The following is a 20,415-nucleotide window of genomic DNA, read 5'->3' on the forward strand; positions in this document are numbered from 1 at the left end:
AAATATGACAAAAGAAGAAATCATAAAACCCGAAAACCTGGTTTACAAAAAACCAACGCTGATGAACGACAATCCGATGCACTACTGTCCCGGATGCAGCCACGGTGTGGTTCATAAGCTGATAGCCGAAGTAATCGAAGAAATGGGCATGGAAGACAAAACCGTCGGCATATCGCCGGTGGGATGTGCCGTATTTGCATATAACTATCTGGACATCGACTGGCAGGAAGCTGCCCACGGACGTGCACCTGCCGTTGCCACAGCCGTGAAGCGTTTATGGCCCGACCGTCTGGTATTCACTTATCAAGGTGACGGCGACTTGGCATGTATCGGTACTGCCGAAACCATCCATGCGCTAAACAGAGGAGAAAACATTACCATCATCTTTATCAATAATGCCATTTACGGTATGACCGGCGGCCAGATGGCTCCAACCACACTAATCGGTATGAAAACCGCTACCTGTCCTTACGGCCGCGACGTAACCATCCACGGTTATCCGTTGAAGATGACCGAAATAGCCGCCACGCTGGAGGGTACAGCCTACGTCACCCGTCAGGCTGTTCATACAGTTGCCGCTATCCGCAAGGCAAAGAAAGCCATCCGCAAAGCTTTCGAGAACTCGATGAACGGAAAAGGTTCCAATCTGGTAGAAATTGTTTCCACCTGTAACTCAGGCTGGAAGATGACACCTCAGGCATCCAATGAGTGGATGGTGGAACACATGTTCCCCTTCTATCCGTTAGGCGATTTGAAAGATAAAGAATAAAAAAACAGAAGTGATGAAACAGGAAATAATTATAGCAGGATTTGGCGGTCAGGGCGTATTGTCAATGGGTAAGATACTGGCTTACTCGGGACTGATGGAAGACAAGGAAGTGACCTGGATGCCGGCATACGGCCCCGAACAACGAGGAGGAACCGCCAACGTTACAGTTATCGTCAGCGATGAACGCATCTCCTCTCCCATTCTCAGCCAATATGATACGGCCATCATACTGAACCAGCCTTCACTGGCTAAGTTTGAAAACAAGGTAAAACCGGGAGGTATTCTGATTTACGACGGATATGGCATTATTGAACCGCCGACCCGCAAAGACATTCAAATTTACCGCATCGATGCTATGGATGCAGCCAATGAACGCGGCATTGCCAAAACATTCAATATGATTGTTTTGGGAGGATTATTGAAACTGCGTCCGGTGGTAGCCATTGAAAGTGTACTGAAAGCGTTACGCAAGACATTGCCCGAACGCCACCACCACCTTATCCCCGTAAACGAAGAAGCAATTCACATCGGAATGGAGATTATTAAGCCTCAGTAAGTTAAAATAACTCTAAACGAATAATAAAAGGAAGAACTTTCCACAGTGGAAAAGCTCTTCCTTTTATTTTTATATTGTATCTTTGCGGGCGTTATGAAAAGAATATTCTCACTCATTCTATTAATGTTTTTGTGCAGCCAAGTGGTGTTGCAAGCACAAAACACACTGAATAATAACTTCGGTTCTTCTGCCAGCGGATTAAGCATGGGGCAGCGCGACCGTAATGGAAACCCCATAGATACAACTGCCGTAGTCGATGCAAATACCATTCCCATCGGACTATATTCATGGAAAATAGACAGCCGCTTCGGTAATGTGACCGTCGTGCCGGTGGACACCCTGACGCACGCTTTCCAAAATACAAACGACACCGGAGGCATGACCGGACAATATAATTATCTGGGTAACTTAGGTTCTCCCCGCCTGTCACGTCTTTTTTTCGACCGCCGGGATGCCAGCCAGTTCTTTTTTACCGACCCTTATGACCTTACCGTGCTCCGTCCGGAAGACATCATATTTACCAATACGCTTTCCCCCTTTACCAATCTGAGCTATTACAAGACTTTCGACAGCCGTAACGGTGAAGAGCGTTTCAAGTCTTACTTCGCCATCAATGCCAACAAGCGATTCGGTATCGGTTTTTATATCGATTATCTTTACGGACGCGGTCTCTACGCCAGCCAGTCTACAGCATTCTTTAATGGGGGACTGTTTGCCAGCTATCGGGGAGACAAATACAATATGCACTTTGTCTTCAACAATGACAACCTGAAAATGGCTGAGAACGGCGGTATCGCCGACGACCGCTATATCACCAATCCTTTGGACATGGCGGAAGGAAAAAAGGAATACAAATCCTATGATATTCCCACCAACCTGAATAAAGTATGGAACCATAATACCAGCTATCATGTATTTATGACCCAGCGCTACAACCTTGGCTTTCACAAAGAAAAGACGGACAGTGTAGCTAAAGATTCTGTAAGGATTATCCAGGAATTTGTTCCTGTCACCAGCTTCATCCACACGTTGCAAGTCGACCTGAACGGACGCAAATACATCTCTTATGATGACGAACAGAATCAGAAATATTTTGAACACAATTATTTGGGTAATGACTCTATTGACAAGACCCGACGCTCTTCCATCAAAAATACCATCGGCATATCACTGCACGAAGGCTTCAACAAATGGGCCAAGGCAGGACTTACCGCTTTTATGAGTTACGAATACCGCAACTTTACACTGACAGATACGACAGATGTTCCCAAAGAACGCCGTTTGGAGCATTATAAAGAAAGCGTACTATCCATTGGAGGCCAATTGTCCAAGCGTCAAGGCAAACTGCTGCACTATAATGTTTTAGGCGAGCTGGCTATCGCAGGTGAAGATGCCGGACAATTCAATATCGAAGGTAACGGAGATTTGAATATACCTCTATTTGGCGACACCGTTCGGCTGGAAGCCAATGCATTTATCAAGAACCAGAATCCGGTCTTCTATTTCAGGCATTTCCATTCCAAGCATTACTGGTGGAATAATGATGACCTATCCAAAATCATGCGTACCCGACTGGAAGGAAAATTGAGTTTCGACAAATGGGGAACGACTTTGCGTGCCGGCGTAGAGAATATCAAGAACTACACCTACCTTGCCAATACAAGTGTCCCTGTAAAGGACAGTGAAGGCAAAATCCTCTCCTTTAAGAACAATGCTGCCGTAGAGCAATACACCGGAAATATTCAGGTATTAAGTGCTGTGTTGCAGCAAAAGTTTAAATTCGGCATCCTGCATCTGGACGGTGAAGTAGCTTATCAGAAATCGAGCAAGCAAGATATCCTGCCTTTGCCCGAACTATCTATGTATGGCAATCTCTATATCAAAACAGGACTTGCCAAGAAAGTGCTCCAACTGGAACTGGGAGCCGATGTGCGTTACTTCACCAAGTATTATGCACCGGACTATTCTCCTGCCATCGGTCAATTCTATAATCAGAACCCCGAAGACAAGATTGAAATCGGTTCTTATCCTATCATCAATGTCTATGCCAATCTGCACTTGAAACGTACTCGTTTCTTTGTAATGATGTATCATATCAATCAGGGTTCGGGCAGTTCAAGATACTTCCTTGCACCCCATTATCCGGTCAATCCGAAAATGATTAAGTTCGGACTCTCATGGAATTTCTTTGACTAACCGCAGTGATGAAGAGATATTTGAAATATATCATAATAGGAATTGTGGCTGTCGCCCTCTATACCCTCCTTTTCCCCAAAAAAGAGAAAGAGAAGAGTGAACCGCGAGACTACCAGGCTATCGTCGAATCGGGAGTTCTGCGGGCTGTAACAGAATATAATTCCATCAGTTATTTTGCCGACGGAGATACCGTAAGCGGTTTTCATTATGAATTATTGAATGCGTTTGCCCGCAGCAAAGGACTGGCGCCTGAAATTACTCCGGAAATGAGTTTCGAAAAAAGACAGGAAGGCATATTAACCGGAAAATACGACATACTGGCAAACAGCACCATAGTGACCAGCGAATCAAAAGACTCATTGCTGTTCACCCACCCCATCCTTCTCAACAAGCAAGTGCTGGTACAACGTAAACCCGAACAGGAAAACGACAGTATGTATATCCACAGCCAATTAGAGCTAGCACGTAAAACCCTTCACGTGGTCAAAGGCTCACCCGCTCTGCTCCGCATCCATAATCTGAGCAATGAAATCGGAGATACCATTTACATTCAAGAAGTAGAGAAATACGGCCCCGAACAACTGTTGGCAATGGTGGCTCACGGAGATATAGACTACACGGTATGCGACGAAAGCATAGCCCAAGCCTCCATCAATGATTTTCCACAACTGGACATAGAGACAGCCATCAGCTTCACCCAATTCTATTCATGGGGAGTAAGCAAACATTCCCCCATCTTGCTGGACAGTTTGAATGCATGGCTCGACACTTACACACAGACCCCCGAATTCAGAGAACTACAGAAGAAATACTATAATAAGTGATTTCTTATACGGATTAAGTTGCAAAATCTTAATATATTTGCAATCTGAATTGTTGTCATTTCAAGAGGAATGACGAAAATAGTATAGTAATGAACAAGCTAGAAACAGTAAAATGGGGTTTTATCGGTTGCGGTGAAGTAACCGAGAAAAAGAGTGGACCCGCCTTCGCTATGATTGAAGGCTCTCAAGTAGTGGCTGTGATGAGTCGCAACAAAGAAAAAGCAGAATCTTATGCCAAACGACACAATATTCCACGTTGGTATACCGACGTGCAGCAACTCATTGGTGATGAAGATGTAAATGCCGTCTATATCGCCACGCCCCCCTCTTCCCATGCCACCTTTGCTATCATGGCAATGAAGGCCGGAAAACCTGTCTATATTGAAAAGCCGATGGCAGCCAGTTATGAAGACTGCGCCCGCATCAACCGCATTTCGCAAGAAACTGGTGTTCCGTGTTTTGTAGCTTACTACCGCCGCTATCTTCCCTACTTTCAGAAAGTACGCCAAATGGTAGAGAACGGAGAAGTCGGCAATGTAATCAACATACAAATCCGTTTTGCCCAACCTCCGCGTAACCTCGATTATAACAGCACGAACCTGCCTTGGCGTGTACAGGCAGACATTGCAGGAGGCGGCTACTTCTACGACCTCGCCCCCCATCAATTAGACTTGCTGCAAGATATGTTCGGCTGCATACTCGAAGCTGAAGGATATAAAAGTAACCGTGGCGGTCTCTATCAGGCAGAAGACACCATCAGCGCCTGTTTCAAATTTGATTCCGGTCTGCCCGGTTCCGGCTCATGGTGCTTTGTGGCACATGAATCAGCCAAAGAAGACCGCATCGAAATCATCGGCGACAAGGGAATGATTTGTTTCTCAGTCTTCACTTACGAACCCATCGCTCTGCACACAGAAAGAGGACGTGAAGAATTCCTCCCCGAAAATCCCCCTCACGTACAACTCCCTCTTATCAAGGCGGTGGTAGAGCATCTGCAAGGAAAGGCAATCTGTACCTGTGACGGAATCAGTGCTACTCCCACAAACTGGGTAATGGATCGTATTTTAAATAAACTTTAATATCACATTTATGACAAACGCCCGAAAAATCTGTTTGCTGCTCAGTTTCTTTCTTTATATCCTGAGTGCTTCCGCACAAGAAGAGATAGAGAAGGACACGACAGTGCAAAACAATAAAGGCGTTCTTGTCAATCTGACAGACGGCATTGCCACCACAGTGCGTCACACCGGCCGTAAAATCAGAAAGGTGGGCAAAGAGTTCAATGCCATCGACACCACGTTCATCTCACCCAATCTTTATAATCTGGCATTTATGTTGGAACACAGCAGTTGGTATGAATACTACCGATTGGGCAGCAACAACAATAACGGTGAACAAAGCATAAGTTTCTCACCGAACGCCAATTTCAAGTTAGGAGTTTATTTTGGTTGGCGGTGGATATTCTTGGGATACTCTTTTGATGTAAAAGACATCTTTGGCGGACACAAAAACAAAGCCAAAAAAACAGAAATGGCACTCAACCTTTACAGCTCTAAATTTGGTGTAGACTTATATTGGAGAAAGACCGGAAGCGATTTCAAGATACGCTCATACAATGGTTTCCAATTAAACGAGCCAGTCAAAAATATGGACTTCAACGGCTTCCAAAGTAAAATCAAGGGTTTGAACGCCTACTGGATATTCAATTACAAACGCTTCTCTTACCCTGCCGCCTACAGCCAATCTACCAACCAGAGGAAAAGCGCCGGCTCTTTAATGGCAGGATTCTCTTACTCGCAACATAATATTTCCTTTGATTATGATAAGCTGCCGACCGAGATGAGGGAACAGTTACACAATGCTTTACTTTTCAAGAAAGTGAAATATTCGGATTACAGCCTTTGTCTGGGCTACGGTTATAACTGGGTCTTTGCCAAGAACTGGGTATCCAACCTTTCACTCCTTCCCGCCATCGCCTATAAGAAATCAAAGATAGACGATACGCCCCAGCCCCGTACCCATTGGATAAAAGATATCAATTTCGACTTGATTACCCGTGCCTCCATCGTCTATAATAACAGTAAATACTTCGCAGGTGCCGCATTGGTCATGCACACCTACGATTATCGGAAAGAAGACTTTTCACTGACTAATACTTTCGGAACCCTACGCGTATATGTCGGACTCAACTTCTGGAAAAAGAAAGAATACCGTCATAAATAGTGGCATATTAATAATTCTCCTTCAACCAAATACCGAGAAAACAATCATATATCCGGTAAACTCCCAACTCTTGCGTTACAAGTAACAGACTGCTTTTTCCCTTTAACTCACAATCCCCGCTACAAAAAAAATGTATCAAGAGCAATGCTTCGCTCCTGATACATTCACATTTAATTTAATTATATTAGACTCACAATAAATCCATTAAAAACGCGCTCCTACAGTGAACAACAGTTGATGACGTGAGTTATCCACCTGTGCGGCTTTCAGTTCCACATCGTCAAAAGGATAGAACTTAGACTTATACATATCATATTTATAGGCTAAATCGGCATATATCACGCTTCCACGATAACCTAAACCGAAAGTAAACGTATTCTTCGACTCTGTATTATTATAATCGGTATGTGTGCTATACAAAGCCAGCGCATTATAAGAATCCTTGGCAAAAGCAGCCGATGTATAGTTATATCCGGCACGAATGCTAAACTCTGGAACAATACGTGCTTCCATACCTACACGCAGATTGTGAACACCTTTCAAGTAATCATTCACACTTGACTGGTCGCCCAACGGATAACCATCCACGTCCTCTAATTTACTGGAAGAATAATCCGAGTATTCATATTCAGCACCTACGGCTACCAGGCCTCCGACAGTAGTACCTGCACTGACATTGAACTTCCACGGTGTAGTCAGATTATAATCATAAGTCAGATAATCATAATCACGTCCAATCAAGAAATCACCAAGATTCTGATTGTATGCCTCGCCGTAATAATCAATGTTTGAAGATAAAGTGGCATCATAGCTCTCTCTCAAATCATACCATGTGGGAGTATGCACGGCAAAGCCAAAACGGAAAGGCGAACTTTCGAAGGGACGGACAATCACACCCAGTTTCAAGTCAATACCGGTTCCGTCCAAAGCATAATAATTATCTAAGGTATAACCGCCGTTTTCTTTGCCGAAATCATCATTCAATTCTTCCGTATAAGAGGAGAAGCGATTATAGCTGACATCATATACTCCTAATGTAGCACCCAGATACACCCTGTCCTCTATATTGAAAGATACATTGAAATCATATTGATTGATGCCACCGGTCTCCTTGCTGAAGAAGTTATTGCTATAACAGTTCCACCCCATCACCTTATCCTGACCGGCCGGCCAGTCCACCACACCGGTCTGGGCTCCCAAGACTCCCAACACCGGCAACTTATTCCAAAACTTTGTATAAGGATTATCGACATTTATAATCTTATCCTGAAACGATTCAGGACCGGTAACTCCTACACCCGCCATTCCACCGTTCATCAGTTCAGCCAATTGCCAACTCTGCGAGAGACCGTTATCCAATATTCCTCCCATCGAGAACAAGCGGTTAAAATTCTTGCTCTTATGATAGTTGAACCCAAAGTTCACAAAACGCAGAGAGGTATTATTACCTATCTTATTACTGTATACAAAACCGATTTGGTCAAAAGAAGCGCGTGTCCGGTCTTCCTTCATTGACATGCCATAAAAGTTACTCTTCGCCGCCGTATTATTAAAACCGAAAGACAATGCGACATCATTGCTGCGATAAATACCAATACCGGCAGGGTTTGTACCCATTACAGACATATCTCCGCCCAAGGCACCCATTGCACCACCCATACCCACGAAACGAGCCGTTCCGTTCAAGTCATTACCGAGCAACCGCTCGGCATCGTATGCATTTTGTGCGCTTGCCGTTGCCATTGCCAGCAACGCACAAGCGGTTAGTATTACTTTATTTTTCATATACCAAGTCTATTTAATTCTATCATCTGTCTAGTTTAATTTTCAAACTCATCTTCTGCGAGAGCCACCGCCACCGCTTGAACGAGAACCGCCACCACCGCCGGAGCTGCGTGAGACACTGCTTCCACCGCTCGAATAGCTGCTGCGTGAAGATGACGAAGAGCTGTTGCTGCGGTATGACGAATTACTTCTGGAGGTCGATGTATTATTCCGGGAAGTCGAATTCTCACGTGAATAAGAATTACCCCTTGAATAAGAATTACCGCGAGAGGAGCTGTTGCTATTGTTGCTGCGATATGCTCCGCGCCCTACCGTACTGTTAGCGTTTCTCTGATAAGAAGACGAGCCTGAAACACTGCTGCGAGTGCTGCTGGGCCTATTGTAGGAAGAACCTCTTCCTGCCTCCGGACGGCTATACGTATTCTCATTCCGTACACCTGTCGACTGACCGACTGATATGTTTTCTCCGGTACGAGAGCGATATACCGTTCTTCCCGGGCGGACTGAATTTGATTTATCCGAACCGGAAACCACTCTTCCCGAGCTGGAACCGCTGCGTCCTACCGAACGATAACTACTTGCGCCGGTACGTCCGCCTTCACTGCGTCCCACATAAGAGTTACTGTTAGTGCGACCATAATTGTTTACGTAATTATTACGGTTCGGGCGTGACGAGTTATAATTGTTGTTATATCTGCCGGCATGAATGCCCGGACGATGAGCATTGGAACCATACCATCCATGTCCGCCACCCCAGTAGCCGCCGCCCCAACCGTAGCTGGGATAATAATGGTTGTGCCAAGGATGATGTCCCCAATAACCGCCGCCCCAGTAGCCGCCATACCAGTAATTTGGATACCAACTGCTGTAATACCACGGTGAGCTCCATCCCCAACTGAATCCCCAACTCGGTCTGTAAGGATAGTTAAAGCGCCAATCCCACCATAATCTGTTGGTGTAAGTAGGAAACGCATAAGCATACAATCCGTCATCGTACACATTCCAATCCCAAGAAGACAATCCGTAAACCACATCCCAATACAGCGGGCTGCTCACCGGAATAGCATATCGGGGATTTCTGAAACGAACGATACGCATGGCATATTCATAATCATCCTGAGAACCTTCGAAACCATTTACCCACTCGCCTCTCTCATTCAAGGGTTTTTCCTCGATATATAAAGTATCATTCTCCATCGAGAACGTATTATCCCGTGAAGTATAGCGACGGTTATACTCATCCACATCACGCGTATTGCCTTTTACATCCTTTACGACAACCGTAGAGCCGGGAGCAGCATAGACAGTGGTATTATTCTGCTTCTGCGGAACAGTTACCTTTACCGCCTGCTTAACCTCTTCCTTCTTTTCGGCTTTCTTCTTCGGGATGAAATAAAGGTCGTCTTCTACGCTTTGTGCTATTGCCAGGAAAGGCAAGCACGCCATCATAAGCGAAGCCAATACAATCTTTTTCATACTCGTTACTTGTTTATTTGTTATTTTATCCTTTTTTTCTGGTACAAAGATAGCCCGAGGTTTTACTACATAACAAAGAAAATCCCTATTAGTTGGTAGGGATTTCCCTATTTTACTTTTATTCAGTAGGATACGAAGCTATTTCTTCAAAATTACCGGCCGGTACCGCTTCTTGAATGAAGTATTTTGTATCTTTGCATCTATATGCACCTTTAACCAGCCACAAGAACCTGATTAAACGGTCTTTTATAGAGGAAAATGGAACTGCCCAAACTAATAAATAATATAAATGAATGGAATATCACAATATAAAGATGCCGTAGAAGCTATCAAAACAGCAATTCTTCAAAGTCAATATGAAGCTTTGAAAAGTGTCAATCGCATCCAGTTGGCTCTATACTTTGGCGTGGGAAAATATCTGTCCGTCAAAACCCGCAAGGGAGCTTGGGGGACAGGTGCTTTAAAAACAATCAGCAGCCAATTACAAAGAGAATTGCCCGGACTGAGAGGCTTTTCGGCCACCAGTTTAAAGAAGATGAGACTATTCTATGAGAATTGGAATATGCTCGATGCAACTTCGTCCGTTACAACGGACGAAATTGAAATCGCCAAATCGTCCGTTACAACGGACGATTTACCACATGATGTTTCCAATGAAATTACAGCCAGGTCTAATGAATGGACATTCTCTGATATACAGGATTTTCCTGTGGAGGATTTTTTCAATGTTCCTTTTACGCATCACGTTGAAATATATTCAAAGGTACAGGATATAAATCAAAGATACTACTATATTCATCATTGTGCAGTAGAACATCTATCGGTAGAGGCATTGGTGAAGATTATTAAGGAGGATGCCTATCAACATCAGTCTGAAATGCCTAATAATTTCGATAGAACCATTAAAGCATCAAATTTAGCTCGCAAGGCAGTAATGATGTTCAAGGATAACTATACATTGGACTTCATAAATGTGGAACAAATAGGTGAACGAGACAAGATTGATGTAGATGAACGTGTAATCGAAAAGGAAATTATAAAAAGGGTAAAAGATTTCATTATGACCTTTGGAACGGATTTCTCATTTATAGGCAATCAGTATCATTTAGAAGTTTATGCCGAGGATTTCTTTCCGGACCTTCTCTTTTTCAATCGTGCCTTGAATTCAATGGTAGTCGTAGAATTAAAGGACGGAGCTTTCAAGCCATCCTATTTAGGCCAGTTAATGACCTATATTCGCATTCTTGACGACAAGGTAAAGAAACCACACGAGAATCCTACTATCGGCATAGTTCTTTGCAAAAATGCTAACAAAGACTTTGTTGAGTACATTATCCAAGATTACAATAAACCGATGGGTGTAGCCACTTATAAAACGGTTGATGATATGCCAGAGCCTTTGCGTAAAGCATTACCCGATACAGAAGAGCTAAAAAAACTGTTGGAGGAATAGGATATGAAACTGAACAACAATCAGAATATGTTTGATGCTGATTACATGGCCTATCTGGGAAGTATTTCCACGCATGAAACCCATGCGGGTTATTTCAGCATTGACAAAAAAGGAAGAAGTGTCAATAGTGATATAAAACATGGTTCAGACCAACCGGATGATATTTCAGCATACGACTTGATTTTAAAGAACAAGGAACAGAAAAACAAAATAGCTTGTGCGGAGAAACTTTTCGAGCAATTAAGTAGTTCCGAAGTCAAATATAGTAAGATTGATAATTATGATACGCTAATGAGTTTGGTGAAATAACACAATGATAAGTTGCACCCACTTATACTCTCATGCTCTCACCCGCAATTCCAACTCATTGGCAATGAACACGATGCACGCCATGAGAGCATAATAAAGGGTGAGAGCATTACTCTCATGCTCTCACCCTTCATTTTTTACAATACGCACTTAACTTACTTATTCACAATACAATATCCATTTATCGGCTTGTAAACCGGTTGTTTGGGAAGTCCCACATTTATCAGCTTTCCTTCTTCACACAAGCGGCGTAAATGGCGGTTGGCCGTGGTTTGCGTCATGCCGCAAAGAAGTTGGAAGCTCTTCCGCTGCACAAAATCATGAGTCGTGAAATATTCCGTCAGCAGCGCATCAATTTCCTCATTGGCCAGTTTACTCGAGTGGAAAGAGAACCGAGTACGTTGTACCTTTACCTTTCCCACTTCATCCATCAATATTTGGTCGGGACGATAGACAATCCCCTTGAGTTTCACCTTCGTACTTTTGCGCTTCGTTTCTTCGGTTACCAGCTCGGTGCTCACCAGGTTAGGACGGAAAAAGCCGATGCCGTCCAGATGCACCTGCTTGCCCTCCGCCAGTTCCTCGCCCATGGCATGCGACAGCGCATCGAGCACAGCAACCACATCCGTCTCCGTCAACGTACAATATTTCTGTATACGGGCGCGAAGCTGGGCCGTGCTCACCTTTCCATTCAGCCGGAGACGCGGATGAAAAATAGTCTTTTCTCCTTGCTGCTCAGAGTTTTTAGGATTTTCATACCAATCAAATTGTATTGCCATACTGTTCTTCTTTTATTAATGAACTTTCAATATCTGTTAACCACGGACGTGGTTAGACTTAACCACCTTCGTAGTTAACTTTGACCACCTTCGTGGTTAGATTTAACCACGAAGGTGGTCAAGCAATGATAAACATACAAAGATAGGAAAAGAACAGTACGTAAACAAATAAAAGAAAGGGAAAAGCAGACAAGGACAAAGAATAAAACACACGCTGTCTTCTCCACATGCCAGAACATTATCTTCTCCATGTTGAGGTACATAATAAACACCATAGACTACCGCCAGCTCTATGCACAAGCCATGCCATTGCTTTATCAGCAGTAACGTTACTGGCTGAATGATGAAGATGAGGCTGTTTTGCGTCAAAGCAACAGCAAATTCGAGCAAATTTCGCCTTTGGAGCATTTGTTCAATTGTAACTTTTTTTCTGCTACCGCTGATAAAGAGGGAGAATGGCTGACTGCCATGGAGATTTTCAATTACCTCCAAGAGAACACGCGTGACAAGCTGCCTATCAATAAGATAAATTGGTTCGGACATATTCTGCATAAGCTGAATGTACCCAAAAGAGCCAGTATCAGAGGTACTTTGTGCCATGTAGTCAAGTTGGAATAATTTATTTTTCAAGATGAGAATGTGGGTGTGTTAAAACGTGGATAATGCTGTCGTTTCGTTCGTAGGGGCGAGGTTCGCTCGCCCGAAAACAGTTTGCTTTGTGTCTTCAGGCTTTGTGTCTTCGGGCAGGCAAACCCTGCCCCTACAGCTGACGATGGGATAGGTCGGTTTAGTTTGGACACACTCCCACTCATTTATGTTACCATCATCAATAGCACACTTATTATAAGCGAATTATGCCACAAATGAGAGCATAATTACATCCAGCTTTATTGTGAGAAGAAAAATCCGAAACAAAAAGACAAAGGGTTTGTTTGTGAAAGTAATGAAAAGAAGTTATCTTTGTCACTATCCATTTATAAAGGAATATTTCTTTAAAAAAGGAACAAATTATGGAAGAATATATAGTGCCCAACAGAAAACGGTTGCCTTACGGCATGATGAACTTTGCTGTCATCCGCCGTGACGATTACTATTACGTAGACAAAACATCATTTATCCCCTTAATAGAACAATCGGACCGTTTTTTCTTCTTTATCCGTCCGCGCCGCTTCGGTAAAAACCTGACAATAAATATGTTGCAGCACTATTACGACATACGCACCAAGGACAGATTCGAGGAACTTTTCGGTGATTTATATATCGGGAAGCATCCTACGCAGAATCGCAACAGCTATCTGGTGATTTATCTCAACTTCTCCGGCATCAACGGTGAGTTGTGCAACTACCGCGAAGGACTGGATGCGCATTGCAAAATCTGTTTCGACTATTTTTGCGATGTATATGCAGCGTATTTGCCGCAAGGCATCAAGGAAAAACTGGACGAGAAAGAGGGAGCCGTCAATCTGTTGGATTATCTTTATCATGAATGCGAACGTGCCGGTCAGAAAATTTATCTTTTCATCGACGAGTATGACCACTTTACCAACGCCATCCGCTATGCTGATACGGACAGCGTGAAGAAAGCTGTCGGCACCACCACTCTGCATAAGATTGTGGTGGTATATAGAGGAATGGAAATGCCGGTATGTGAAGAAATATAAACCTAAAATAGACAACCACATGAAAACAGTGAAATTATTTTATCAGGAAAGATGTCCGTTTTGCAAAAAGGCATTGCGCTACATCGAAGAGTTGAAAGAAGAATACCCTGAATTCCAACCGATAGAAATAGAAATGATAGAGGAAACACAACATCCTGATATAGCCGACCAATATGACTATTACTATGTTCCGACTTTTTATGTGGACGGAGTGAAAGTGCACGAAGCCGGAATCTTCAAAAACGAAATGGAAGCATTACTCCGCAAAGTAATCGAATAAACAAAGACGTATGAAATATTTTGAAGTTACATTCTATACCCATCCCTGCACGGAAACAATCAATGATGTAGTATCGGCATTGGCAGGAGATATCGGATTCGAGAGTTTTGTGGAATGTGAAGGCGGTGTACAGGCCTACATCCAGCAAACTCTGTTCAATAAAGAAGTACTGGAGGAAATGGTAGCGGAATTTCCCATTCCTGACGCAAAAGTGGAATATACTGTCAAAGAGGCTGAAGATAAAAACTGGAATGAAGAATGGGAAAAGAATTTCTTCCAACCTATCGTTATCGGTGACCGTTGCTGCATTCACAGCACTTTCCACAAGGATACTCCGAAAACAGAGTACGAAATATTGATTAATCCCCAAATGGCTTTCGGAACGGGGCACCATGAAACGACAAGTTCCATCATCAGCGAACTGCTGGATGCCGACTTAAAAGACAAGTCTGTACTGGATATGGGATGCGGCACCTCCATTCTTGCTATCCTGGCTTCCATGCGTGGCGCCAATCCCGTTACTGCCATTGACATAGACGATTGGTGTGTAAACAATTCCAAAGACAATATTATTCTTAATCAGATTAATAATATTACGGTAGAATTGGGAGATGCCTCCTTATTGAAGGGACGCAAACCTTTTGATGTCATTATCGCCAATATCAACCGCAATATATTATTGGCGGATATGCCTCAGTACGCTGCTTGCATGCATACCGGTTCCGAGCTTTACATGAGCGGATTCTATGTGCAGGACATTCCTGCCATCCGGGAAAAAGCGGAAAGTCTGGGAATGAAATTTATCCATCACAGGGAAAAGAACAATTGGGCTGCAGTGAAATTCATCATGCAATAAAAAGAGTCCCATACCAATTAAAAAAGCCGACTGAATCTTCCATCATTCAGCCGGCTTTCTTCTTTATATAATTAATCCTATTGTATAAAAAGATTTATAGGATTTTAGTAACCCGGATTCTGGTCATTAGCCAAAAGCGGATTCAAGTCGATTGCAGTTTGAGGAATAGGTCTCAAGTGCATGCGAGAGCTCCAACTCATAGTAATAATATTATCACCATCAGGAGATGCAATCTCTACATTATTTATGTGCTTGTTCCAGTATTCATCACTATAACGATACATATCATCACTGCGGAAACCTTCTGCAGCCAACTCAATACGGCGTTCGTTTGCAATCAGTTCCAAACCGGCTTCCTTGCTTAAACCGGCAGGAACGTCGGGCATACCGCAACGGTCACGCAATTGGTTAAGTGCTGCTTGAGTCTGAGAGTCAAATCCTGTAGTCTGAGTATGAGCCTCGGCATATATCAACAAGATTTCTGCATAACGAATACAAGGATAGTCTCCTGTAGCTTGTCCTGCATTATTGGGGTCGTTCTCCAAAGCAACCATTTTACGGAAATTAAAACCTGTTTTAGATTCATTGTTACCGCCCTTAATCCATTCATAAGCAAAGTCCGTTCCACCATCTGTCTCATACCAACTCTTGAATGGGAACAGAATGGAAACATACATGCGGCTATCACGGTTACGGAATTCCTGCATATATTCGTAATCTTTCAACTTACCGTTGGCAGTTACATCCTTCACAAATGCCAGGAACTTGGCTTCTCCGGCAGGAGGGGTATAAGCATCCAGATCGGCTTTTATTTTTGCATAAGCTGCAGCGCGTTCGTCTCTGGACGGAGTACTAGGTTCTTTTCCATCGACAGTCCAATAACTGTCCACCAGGTTTTGAGTCGGTGTCACAGACGACCATCCACCCAATTGGTTAGGACGCATACTTGTGTAACGGACCATATCCTGATAATCCCAGTTTGATGCTGTATATTGGCGAGTCATGATATATTCAGGATTGTCCGGATTACCGTTTTCCGTATGCCATAAAGACTCATAACTAAACATACCTTTAATAAATTCGTCACGGTCAATGCCATATTTATCAAAATCAACATACAGCGCCATTTCATCCGCTTCCTTCTGCTGAGTTTCAGTCAACTGACTAATTTTAAACAGTGAAAAACCTCCATTATCCATGATTTCTTTTGCAGCCTGTTCAGCTATTGCATATTCTCCAAAATAAAGTGCAGCTCTTGCTTTCACCGCCAAAGCAGCATATTTGGTCATACGCCCTTTTTCATTAGGATATCCTCCGGCGTATTTAGCAGGCAATACGGCTGCTGCTTCTGTCAGTTCATCTAAAATAAATTTACGGATTACACTGACTTCATCACGAGGAACATTAGGAGCATCATAAGGCAATACTTCCGTAATCAAAGGCACTTTACCAAAAGTAATTGTCATTCCTAAATAAGTCCAGGCACGCATTGCACGCACTTCGGCAATAAAACGTTTCTTTAAATCTTCATCCATTACACAGTTTTCAACCTCTGCCAAAAAGTTGTTCTGCTTACGAATCGTCTCAAAATTCCAGCCCGAGTCATACAATGGACTAAAACCATCCTGAAGGAATGTCGGTCCTGATGACTCCCAGGAATACTGACAATATACATCTTCGGTATAAGAATCTCCATGAACATTACTGCCGGGAATCGAATTAGCATAAATAGCATTTAAATTATACCATGCGTCTTTTTCTGTTTTCCAGAAAGTTTCTGTAGCGATGTTGGAAGTAGGCTCCACATCCAAGTCGCAACTGCAGACAGTTGCTCCCAAAACAGTACAGAAGAAAATATTTTTGATTAATTTATTATATGTCTTCATTTTGTCTTTTTATTAGAAAGTTAGATTTACACCAAATGATAGAGAAGCAGTGCCTCGTGTATTTCCACCACGGCCTGAAGCTGTTTCAGGGTCAAAGTCTTCCATTCTGTGGTCGGCACGGATAGTAAACGGATTTTCTGCCGCTACATAAAGTTTCAGTGCTTCTACACCCAAACTCTGTACTACATTCTTTTGGAACGTATATCCCAATGTGATATTCTTGATACGGAAATAGTCTGCATCAAACAACCAGAAATCCGAGAACTTATTATTAAATGTAGAATGTGCACTGGTACGCGGGTAAATACGCGGATAAGCTGCATTCGGATTCGGATTTTCTACAGTCCAACGTTTCAAGTGATACTCACGGGGGCTGGCATAATCGGAGAACGCCCACGCCTGTTCCTGATAGAAACGAACTTTAGTACCGCTTACACCCTGACCGAACACACTCAGGTCAAATCCTTTGTACTGCATACTCAAATTGATACCGTAAGTAATATCGGGAACGTCACAGCCGATATAGTCCCTATCCTTATCCGTCAATTTCTTATCACCGTCAAGGTCAACATATTTAATATCACCGGCATTGGGTTTTGAATTACCGTCTGTAATGTAATTACCGTTATCGATATCTTCCTGAGTAAGCAAGCCGTCTGAACGATAACCATAGAATGTACCGATGGCATAACCTACCTTCTTAATCCATGGATCCTCAATCATCGGATCGTTCACGCCCAAATCCTTTACTTTATTCCAGTTTTTGGTAATGTTACCACCGATAGAATAAGAAAAATCACCTATTCTATTATTATGCGTTATAGCAATTTCAATACCTTTGTTGCTAACCTTACCGATATTCTGAGAAACTTTATACTTTGAAGGAATACCTATTTCAGCAGGGCTCGGATAAGACATCAAAATATCTTTGGTCTGCTTATCATAGTAGTCACCGGTAAAGCTCAATAAACCATTAAAGATATCAAAGTCCACACCGATATTGGTAACAGTTACAGTTTCCCAGCCCAAACCTACGTTTGCCGGTTTTGCTTCAATGATACCATTCACAACTGTATCTTCAAAGTTATAGTTGTCTCCCTGCTCATAAGTTGAGAAATAATCGTATTGACCTACGTTGTTGATATTACCCAACTGTCCCCAAGAAGCACGTACCTTCAAGTTGTTAATCCAATGAATATCTTTCATAAACTCCTCTTGGTTCACACGCCATCCGGCAGAAAATGAAGGGAAGATACCCCAACGATTATCTTTGTGGAAACGAGAAGAAGCATCCGCACGAAGATTAGCCTCAAACAGATAACGGTCTTTATAAGAATAATTGACACGTGCGAAATAAGACATCAACTTATCTTCATTGGTACCACCTTCCGTATACATATCATTAGGAGCACTGGAACCGCCATTGATATCAGTCATCCCATTAGTCGGAAATTTCTTACGATAGGATTTTTGTTTCTGATACTGGTAATGTTCATAAGAGATACCTCCTAAGACACCAATACTGTGAATATCATTACTCCATGTATAGTTAGCTAAACCATTGTATGTCAAACGGCTGTTTTCCTGCCAGTCATAAGTCATTTTAGAGTCTGTAACATCGGTACCATTTAATTCTTTACCGGTAACAAAGTCCTTGATTTTAGGACGGTTAGCCTCATAGACTCTATATTTATAATCATACGCCTTATAAATCATTTCACCGGTTAACACCAATCCTTTTACCGGTTTGATATCTACAGCCAAGTTTATCAATGTATTTTCAGACTTACTCTTATTCCATCCGCCTTCTTCCAATTGACGTAACGGATTGCGCTGCATATTCACTAAAGCAGCCGGCTTTCCACCTTCGTAACTACCCCATTCTCCATTACTCTGGCGAGCCACATAAGTAGAAGGAATAGTCAGCAAATTAACATAAGCGATACCACCGGTTTCTGTATCCGATGTATTTTGGATATAATTGATATTCGAACGCCAAGACAGCCAATCGTTCACATCTGAAGAAAGATTTGATATCAAGTTATAACGATTAGAACTAGATCCCGGTGTAAACTTATCATCATACATATAACCTAATGAAGTATAATACTTCACTTTATTGCCACCACTGATGCTGACAGAATGTTTGGTCATCACCGCTTGGTCATCCAATACCAAATCATACCAATTTGTATTAGGATACATATCAGGGTCGCTACCGTCACGGAATTTCTGAATAGCTTCCTCTGTATAAGGAAGTGATGCCGTATTGGGGTTTTCATTCAATGCCGCTTCGTTACTCAAACGGGCATACCATTCAGAGCCTAACACTTTCGGAGTATAAGTAGCAAACTTCAAGCTGACAGTTCCGTCATAGCTTACTTTCACTTTACCTTCCTTACCACCTTTAGTCTTCACCAATACTACACCGTATGCAGCACGCGAACCATAGATAGCTGATGAAGCCGCATCTTTTAAGAATGAAATGCTTTCAATGGAATTCGGGTCCAAGCTGGAAAAGAAACCGGCATCTGCAATAGCTCCATCGACAACAAACAACGGAGCCGATGTACCCAAGTTACCGCGGCCGCGCATATTGATTGCTGGATCGGAACCCGGACGAGAGATGATGGTAACACCCGGAACCTGACCTTGAACTGTAGCCAACAGGTTAGTATTAGCGTGTGTTGTCAATTCTTCAGGGCCGACAGCAGTTACCGAACCGGTCAGGTTTACCTTCTTTTGCACGCCATAACCCACCACAACTACTTCATCCAAAGTCTTGCTGTCTTCTTTCAAGACAATGTCAAGCGCCTGACCATTAAACTTTATTTCTTGTGTGACATAGCCCACAAAAGAAATCACAAGAGTACTCCCCTTAGGTACTCCACTTAAGGTGAAATCACCATCGATACCGGTAATAGTACCATTAGTTGTACCTTTTACTACTACGGATGCGCCAATTACAGTTTCACCTGTGGCATCCTTTACAATTCCTTTACAGATTCCGGTCTGTTGTTCAATAGCATTTGAACTTGCCATTGCAGGAGCAGAAACAGCGTTCATGCTTCCTGTAGATGCAGCCATAAGGAATAGCAGCATACTGACCGACTTGACTCTCTTCAACATAAAGTATTAATTTAAAGAATAATAAATAAGAACTATATACCATAGTTCTTCTAGAATTATTCTCTAAACTACTTTACTGATAATCAAAACGATAGAAATAAATCCGACTTCATAAAAACGCCTCCATACGCTCTGTGGAGTCTATTTGGCCAAATATTTTCTACCTGCATCCTACTAGTTTATGTATTTAAACCGCTTAAATAAGGTGCTAATTCAGCTTTATTAGCAATATT

General features: G+C 42.7%; 16 protein-coding genes and 1 pseudogene. 12 read left to right on the top strand and 5 right to left on the bottom strand.

Going from position 1 to position 20,415, the window contains the following annotated elements; translation table 11 throughout:
- Positions 1–4: 4 nt before the first annotated feature.
- From IR173_RS03810 to IR173_RS03835, 6 genes are all read left to right on the top strand, one after another.
- Positions 5–769: a thiamine pyrophosphate-dependent enzyme gene (locus IR173_RS03810; RefSeq protein WP_237038343.1), complete on the top strand. Its 765-nt coding sequence runs from the start codon at positions 5–7 to the stop codon at positions 767–769.
- A gap of 13 nt (positions 770–782) precedes the next feature.
- Positions 783–1,325 carry a 2-oxoacid:acceptor oxidoreductase family protein gene (locus tag IR173_RS03815; protein ID WP_237038344.1) on the top strand — a complete coding sequence of 181 codons (543 nt, stop codon included), beginning with the start codon at positions 783–785 and terminating at the stop codon, positions 1,323–1,325.
- Between the two features lie 93 nt (positions 1,326–1,418).
- Positions 1,419–3,521, top strand: coding sequence for a putative porin (locus IR173_RS03820; protein ID WP_237038345.1), 2,103 nt, complete (start codon positions 1,419–1,421; stop codon positions 3,519–3,521).
- A gap of 8 nt (positions 3,522–3,529) precedes the next feature.
- Positions 3,530–4,345: a transporter substrate-binding domain-containing protein gene (locus IR173_RS03825; RefSeq protein WP_237038432.1), complete on the top strand. Its 816-nt coding sequence runs from the start codon at positions 3,530–3,532 to the stop codon at positions 4,343–4,345.
- A gap of 89 nt (positions 4,346–4,434) precedes the next feature.
- On the top strand, positions 4,435–5,424 hold the full coding sequence (locus tag IR173_RS03830; protein WP_237038346.1) for a Gfo/Idh/MocA family protein: 990 nt from the start codon (positions 4,435–4,437) through the stop codon (positions 5,422–5,424).
- 10 nt (positions 5,425–5,434) lie between these two features.
- Positions 5,435–6,568, top strand: coding sequence for a DUF4421 domain-containing protein (locus IR173_RS03835; RefSeq protein ID WP_237038347.1), 1,134 nt, complete (start codon positions 5,435–5,437; stop codon positions 6,566–6,568).
- Between the two features lie 204 nt (positions 6,569–6,772).
- On the opposite strand, the gene IR173_RS03840 is transcribed toward IR173_RS03835, so the two are convergent.
- Positions 6,773–8,353 carry a hypothetical protein gene (locus tag IR173_RS03840; protein WP_237038348.1) on the bottom strand — a complete coding sequence of 527 codons (1,581 nt, stop codon included), beginning with the start codon at positions 8,351–8,353 and terminating at the stop codon, positions 6,773–6,775.
- Positions 8,354–8,401: 48 nt separating this feature from the next.
- Positions 8,402–9,829: a hypothetical protein gene (locus IR173_RS03845; RefSeq protein ID WP_237038349.1), complete on the bottom strand. Its 1,428-nt coding sequence runs from the start codon at positions 9,827–9,829 to the stop codon at positions 8,402–8,404.
- Between the two features lie 289 nt (positions 9,830–10,118).
- Here IR173_RS03845 and IR173_RS03850 point away from each other — a divergent pair, with 289 nt between their 5' ends.
- Positions 10,119–11,282 carry a PDDEXK nuclease domain-containing protein gene (locus tag IR173_RS03850; protein WP_237038350.1) on the top strand — a complete coding sequence of 388 codons (1,164 nt, stop codon included), beginning with the start codon at positions 10,119–10,121 and terminating at the stop codon, positions 11,280–11,282.
- Between the two features lie 3 nt (positions 11,283–11,285).
- On the top strand, positions 11,286–11,591 hold the full coding sequence (locus IR173_RS03855) for a hypothetical protein (RefSeq protein WP_237038351.1): 306 nt from the start codon (positions 11,286–11,288) through the stop codon (positions 11,589–11,591).
- A gap of 155 nt (positions 11,592–11,746) precedes the next feature.
- Here IR173_RS03855 and IR173_RS03860 read toward each other — a convergent pair whose 3' ends face one another.
- On the bottom strand, positions 11,747–12,370 hold the full coding sequence (locus IR173_RS03860) for an HU family DNA-binding protein (RefSeq protein ID WP_237038352.1): 624 nt from the start codon (positions 12,368–12,370) through the stop codon (positions 11,747–11,749).
- Positions 12,371–12,640: 270 nt separating this feature from the next.
- On the opposite strand from IR173_RS03860, the pseudogene IR173_RS18110 reads away from it, so the two are divergent.
- The 4 genes and pseudogenes from IR173_RS18110 to prmA form a co-directional block, all read left to right on the top strand.
- Positions 12,641–12,988, top strand: a pseudogene (locus tag IR173_RS18110) (DUF3874 domain-containing protein); the annotation flags it as partial.
- Positions 12,989–13,380: 392 nt separating this feature from the next.
- Entirely contained in the window at positions 13,381–14,031 is a 651-nt protein-coding gene (locus IR173_RS03870) for an AAA family ATPase (RefSeq protein ID WP_449580071.1), read from the top strand.
- 19 nt (positions 14,032–14,050) lie between these two features.
- A complete protein-coding gene (locus tag IR173_RS03875; RefSeq protein WP_237038353.1) occupies positions 14,051–14,311 on the top strand; it encodes a thioredoxin family protein in 261 nt (86 codons plus the stop codon).
- A 10-nt stretch (positions 14,312–14,321) separates the two neighbouring features.
- On the top strand, positions 14,322–15,167 hold the full coding sequence (prmA, locus tag IR173_RS03880) for a 50S ribosomal protein L11 methyltransferase (protein WP_237038354.1): 846 nt from the start codon (positions 14,322–14,324) through the stop codon (positions 15,165–15,167).
- Positions 15,168–15,271: 104 nt separating this feature from the next.
- Here prmA and IR173_RS03885 read toward each other — a convergent pair whose 3' ends face one another.
- Both IR173_RS03885 and IR173_RS03890 read right to left on the bottom strand, forming a co-directional pair.
- The gene (locus IR173_RS03885; RefSeq protein ID WP_237038355.1) at positions 15,272–17,053 is read right to left on the bottom strand and encodes a RagB/SusD family nutrient uptake outer membrane protein; all 1,782 of its coding nucleotides are present in this window, start codon (positions 17,051–17,053) and stop codon (positions 15,272–15,274) included.
- A gap of 12 nt (positions 17,054–17,065) precedes the next feature.
- A complete protein-coding gene (locus IR173_RS03890; protein ID WP_394800638.1) occupies positions 17,066–20,095 on the bottom strand; it encodes a SusC/RagA family TonB-linked outer membrane protein in 3,030 nt (1,009 codons plus the stop codon).
- Positions 20,096–20,415: the final 320 nt, after the last annotated feature.

This window comes from Phocaeicola faecalis (assembly GCF_021730445.1).
Classification (GTDB): Bacteria; Bacteroidota; Bacteroidia; order Bacteroidales; family Bacteroidaceae; genus Phocaeicola; species Phocaeicola faecalis.

Coding starts and splice junctions, on each gene's coding strand:
- IR173_RS03860 (WP_237038352.1), bottom strand. CDS start 12,370: ATGGCAATACAATTTGATTGGTATGAAAATCCTAAAAACTCTGAGCAG.
- IR173_RS03835 (WP_237038347.1), top strand. CDS start 5,435: ATGACAAACGCCCGAAAAATCTGTTTGCTGCTCAGTTTCTTTCTTTAT.
- prmA (WP_237038354.1), top strand. CDS start 14,322: ATGAAATATTTTGAAGTTACATTCTATACCCATCCCTGCACGGAAACA.
- IR173_RS03850 (WP_237038350.1), top strand. CDS start 10,119: ATGAATGGAATATCACAATATAAAGATGCCGTAGAAGCTATCAAAACA.
- IR173_RS03825 (WP_237038432.1), top strand. CDS start 3,530: ATGAAGAGATATTTGAAATATATCATAATAGGAATTGTGGCTGTCGCC.
- IR173_RS03870 (WP_449580071.1), top strand. CDS start 13,381: ATGGAAGAATATATAGTGCCCAACAGAAAACGGTTGCCTTACGGCATG.
- IR173_RS03810 (WP_237038343.1), top strand. CDS start 5: ATGACAAAAGAAGAAATCATAAAACCCGAAAACCTGGTTTACAAAAAA.
- IR173_RS03830 (WP_237038346.1), top strand. CDS start 4,435: ATGAACAAGCTAGAAACAGTAAAATGGGGTTTTATCGGTTGCGGTGAA.
- IR173_RS03840 (WP_237038348.1), bottom strand. CDS start 8,353: ATGAAAAATAAAGTAATACTAACCGCTTGTGCGTTGCTGGCAATGGCA.
- IR173_RS03875 (WP_237038353.1), top strand. CDS start 14,051: ATGAAAACAGTGAAATTATTTTATCAGGAAAGATGTCCGTTTTGCAAA.
- IR173_RS03885 (WP_237038355.1), bottom strand. CDS start 17,053: ATGAAGACATATAATAAATTAATCAAAAATATTTTCTTCTGTACTGTT.
- IR173_RS03855 (WP_237038351.1), top strand. CDS start 11,286: ATGAAACTGAACAACAATCAGAATATGTTTGATGCTGATTACATGGCC.
- IR173_RS03845 (WP_237038349.1), bottom strand. CDS start 9,829: ATGAAAAAGATTGTATTGGCTTCGCTTATGATGGCGTGCTTGCCTTTC.
- IR173_RS03820 (WP_237038345.1), top strand. CDS start 1,419: ATGAAAAGAATATTCTCACTCATTCTATTAATGTTTTTGTGCAGCCAA.
- IR173_RS03890 (WP_394800638.1), bottom strand. CDS start 20,095: ATGGCAAGTTCAAATGCTATTGAACAACAGACCGGAATCTGTAAAGGA.
- IR173_RS03815 (WP_237038344.1), top strand. CDS start 783: ATGAAACAGGAAATAATTATAGCAGGATTTGGCGGTCAGGGCGTATTG.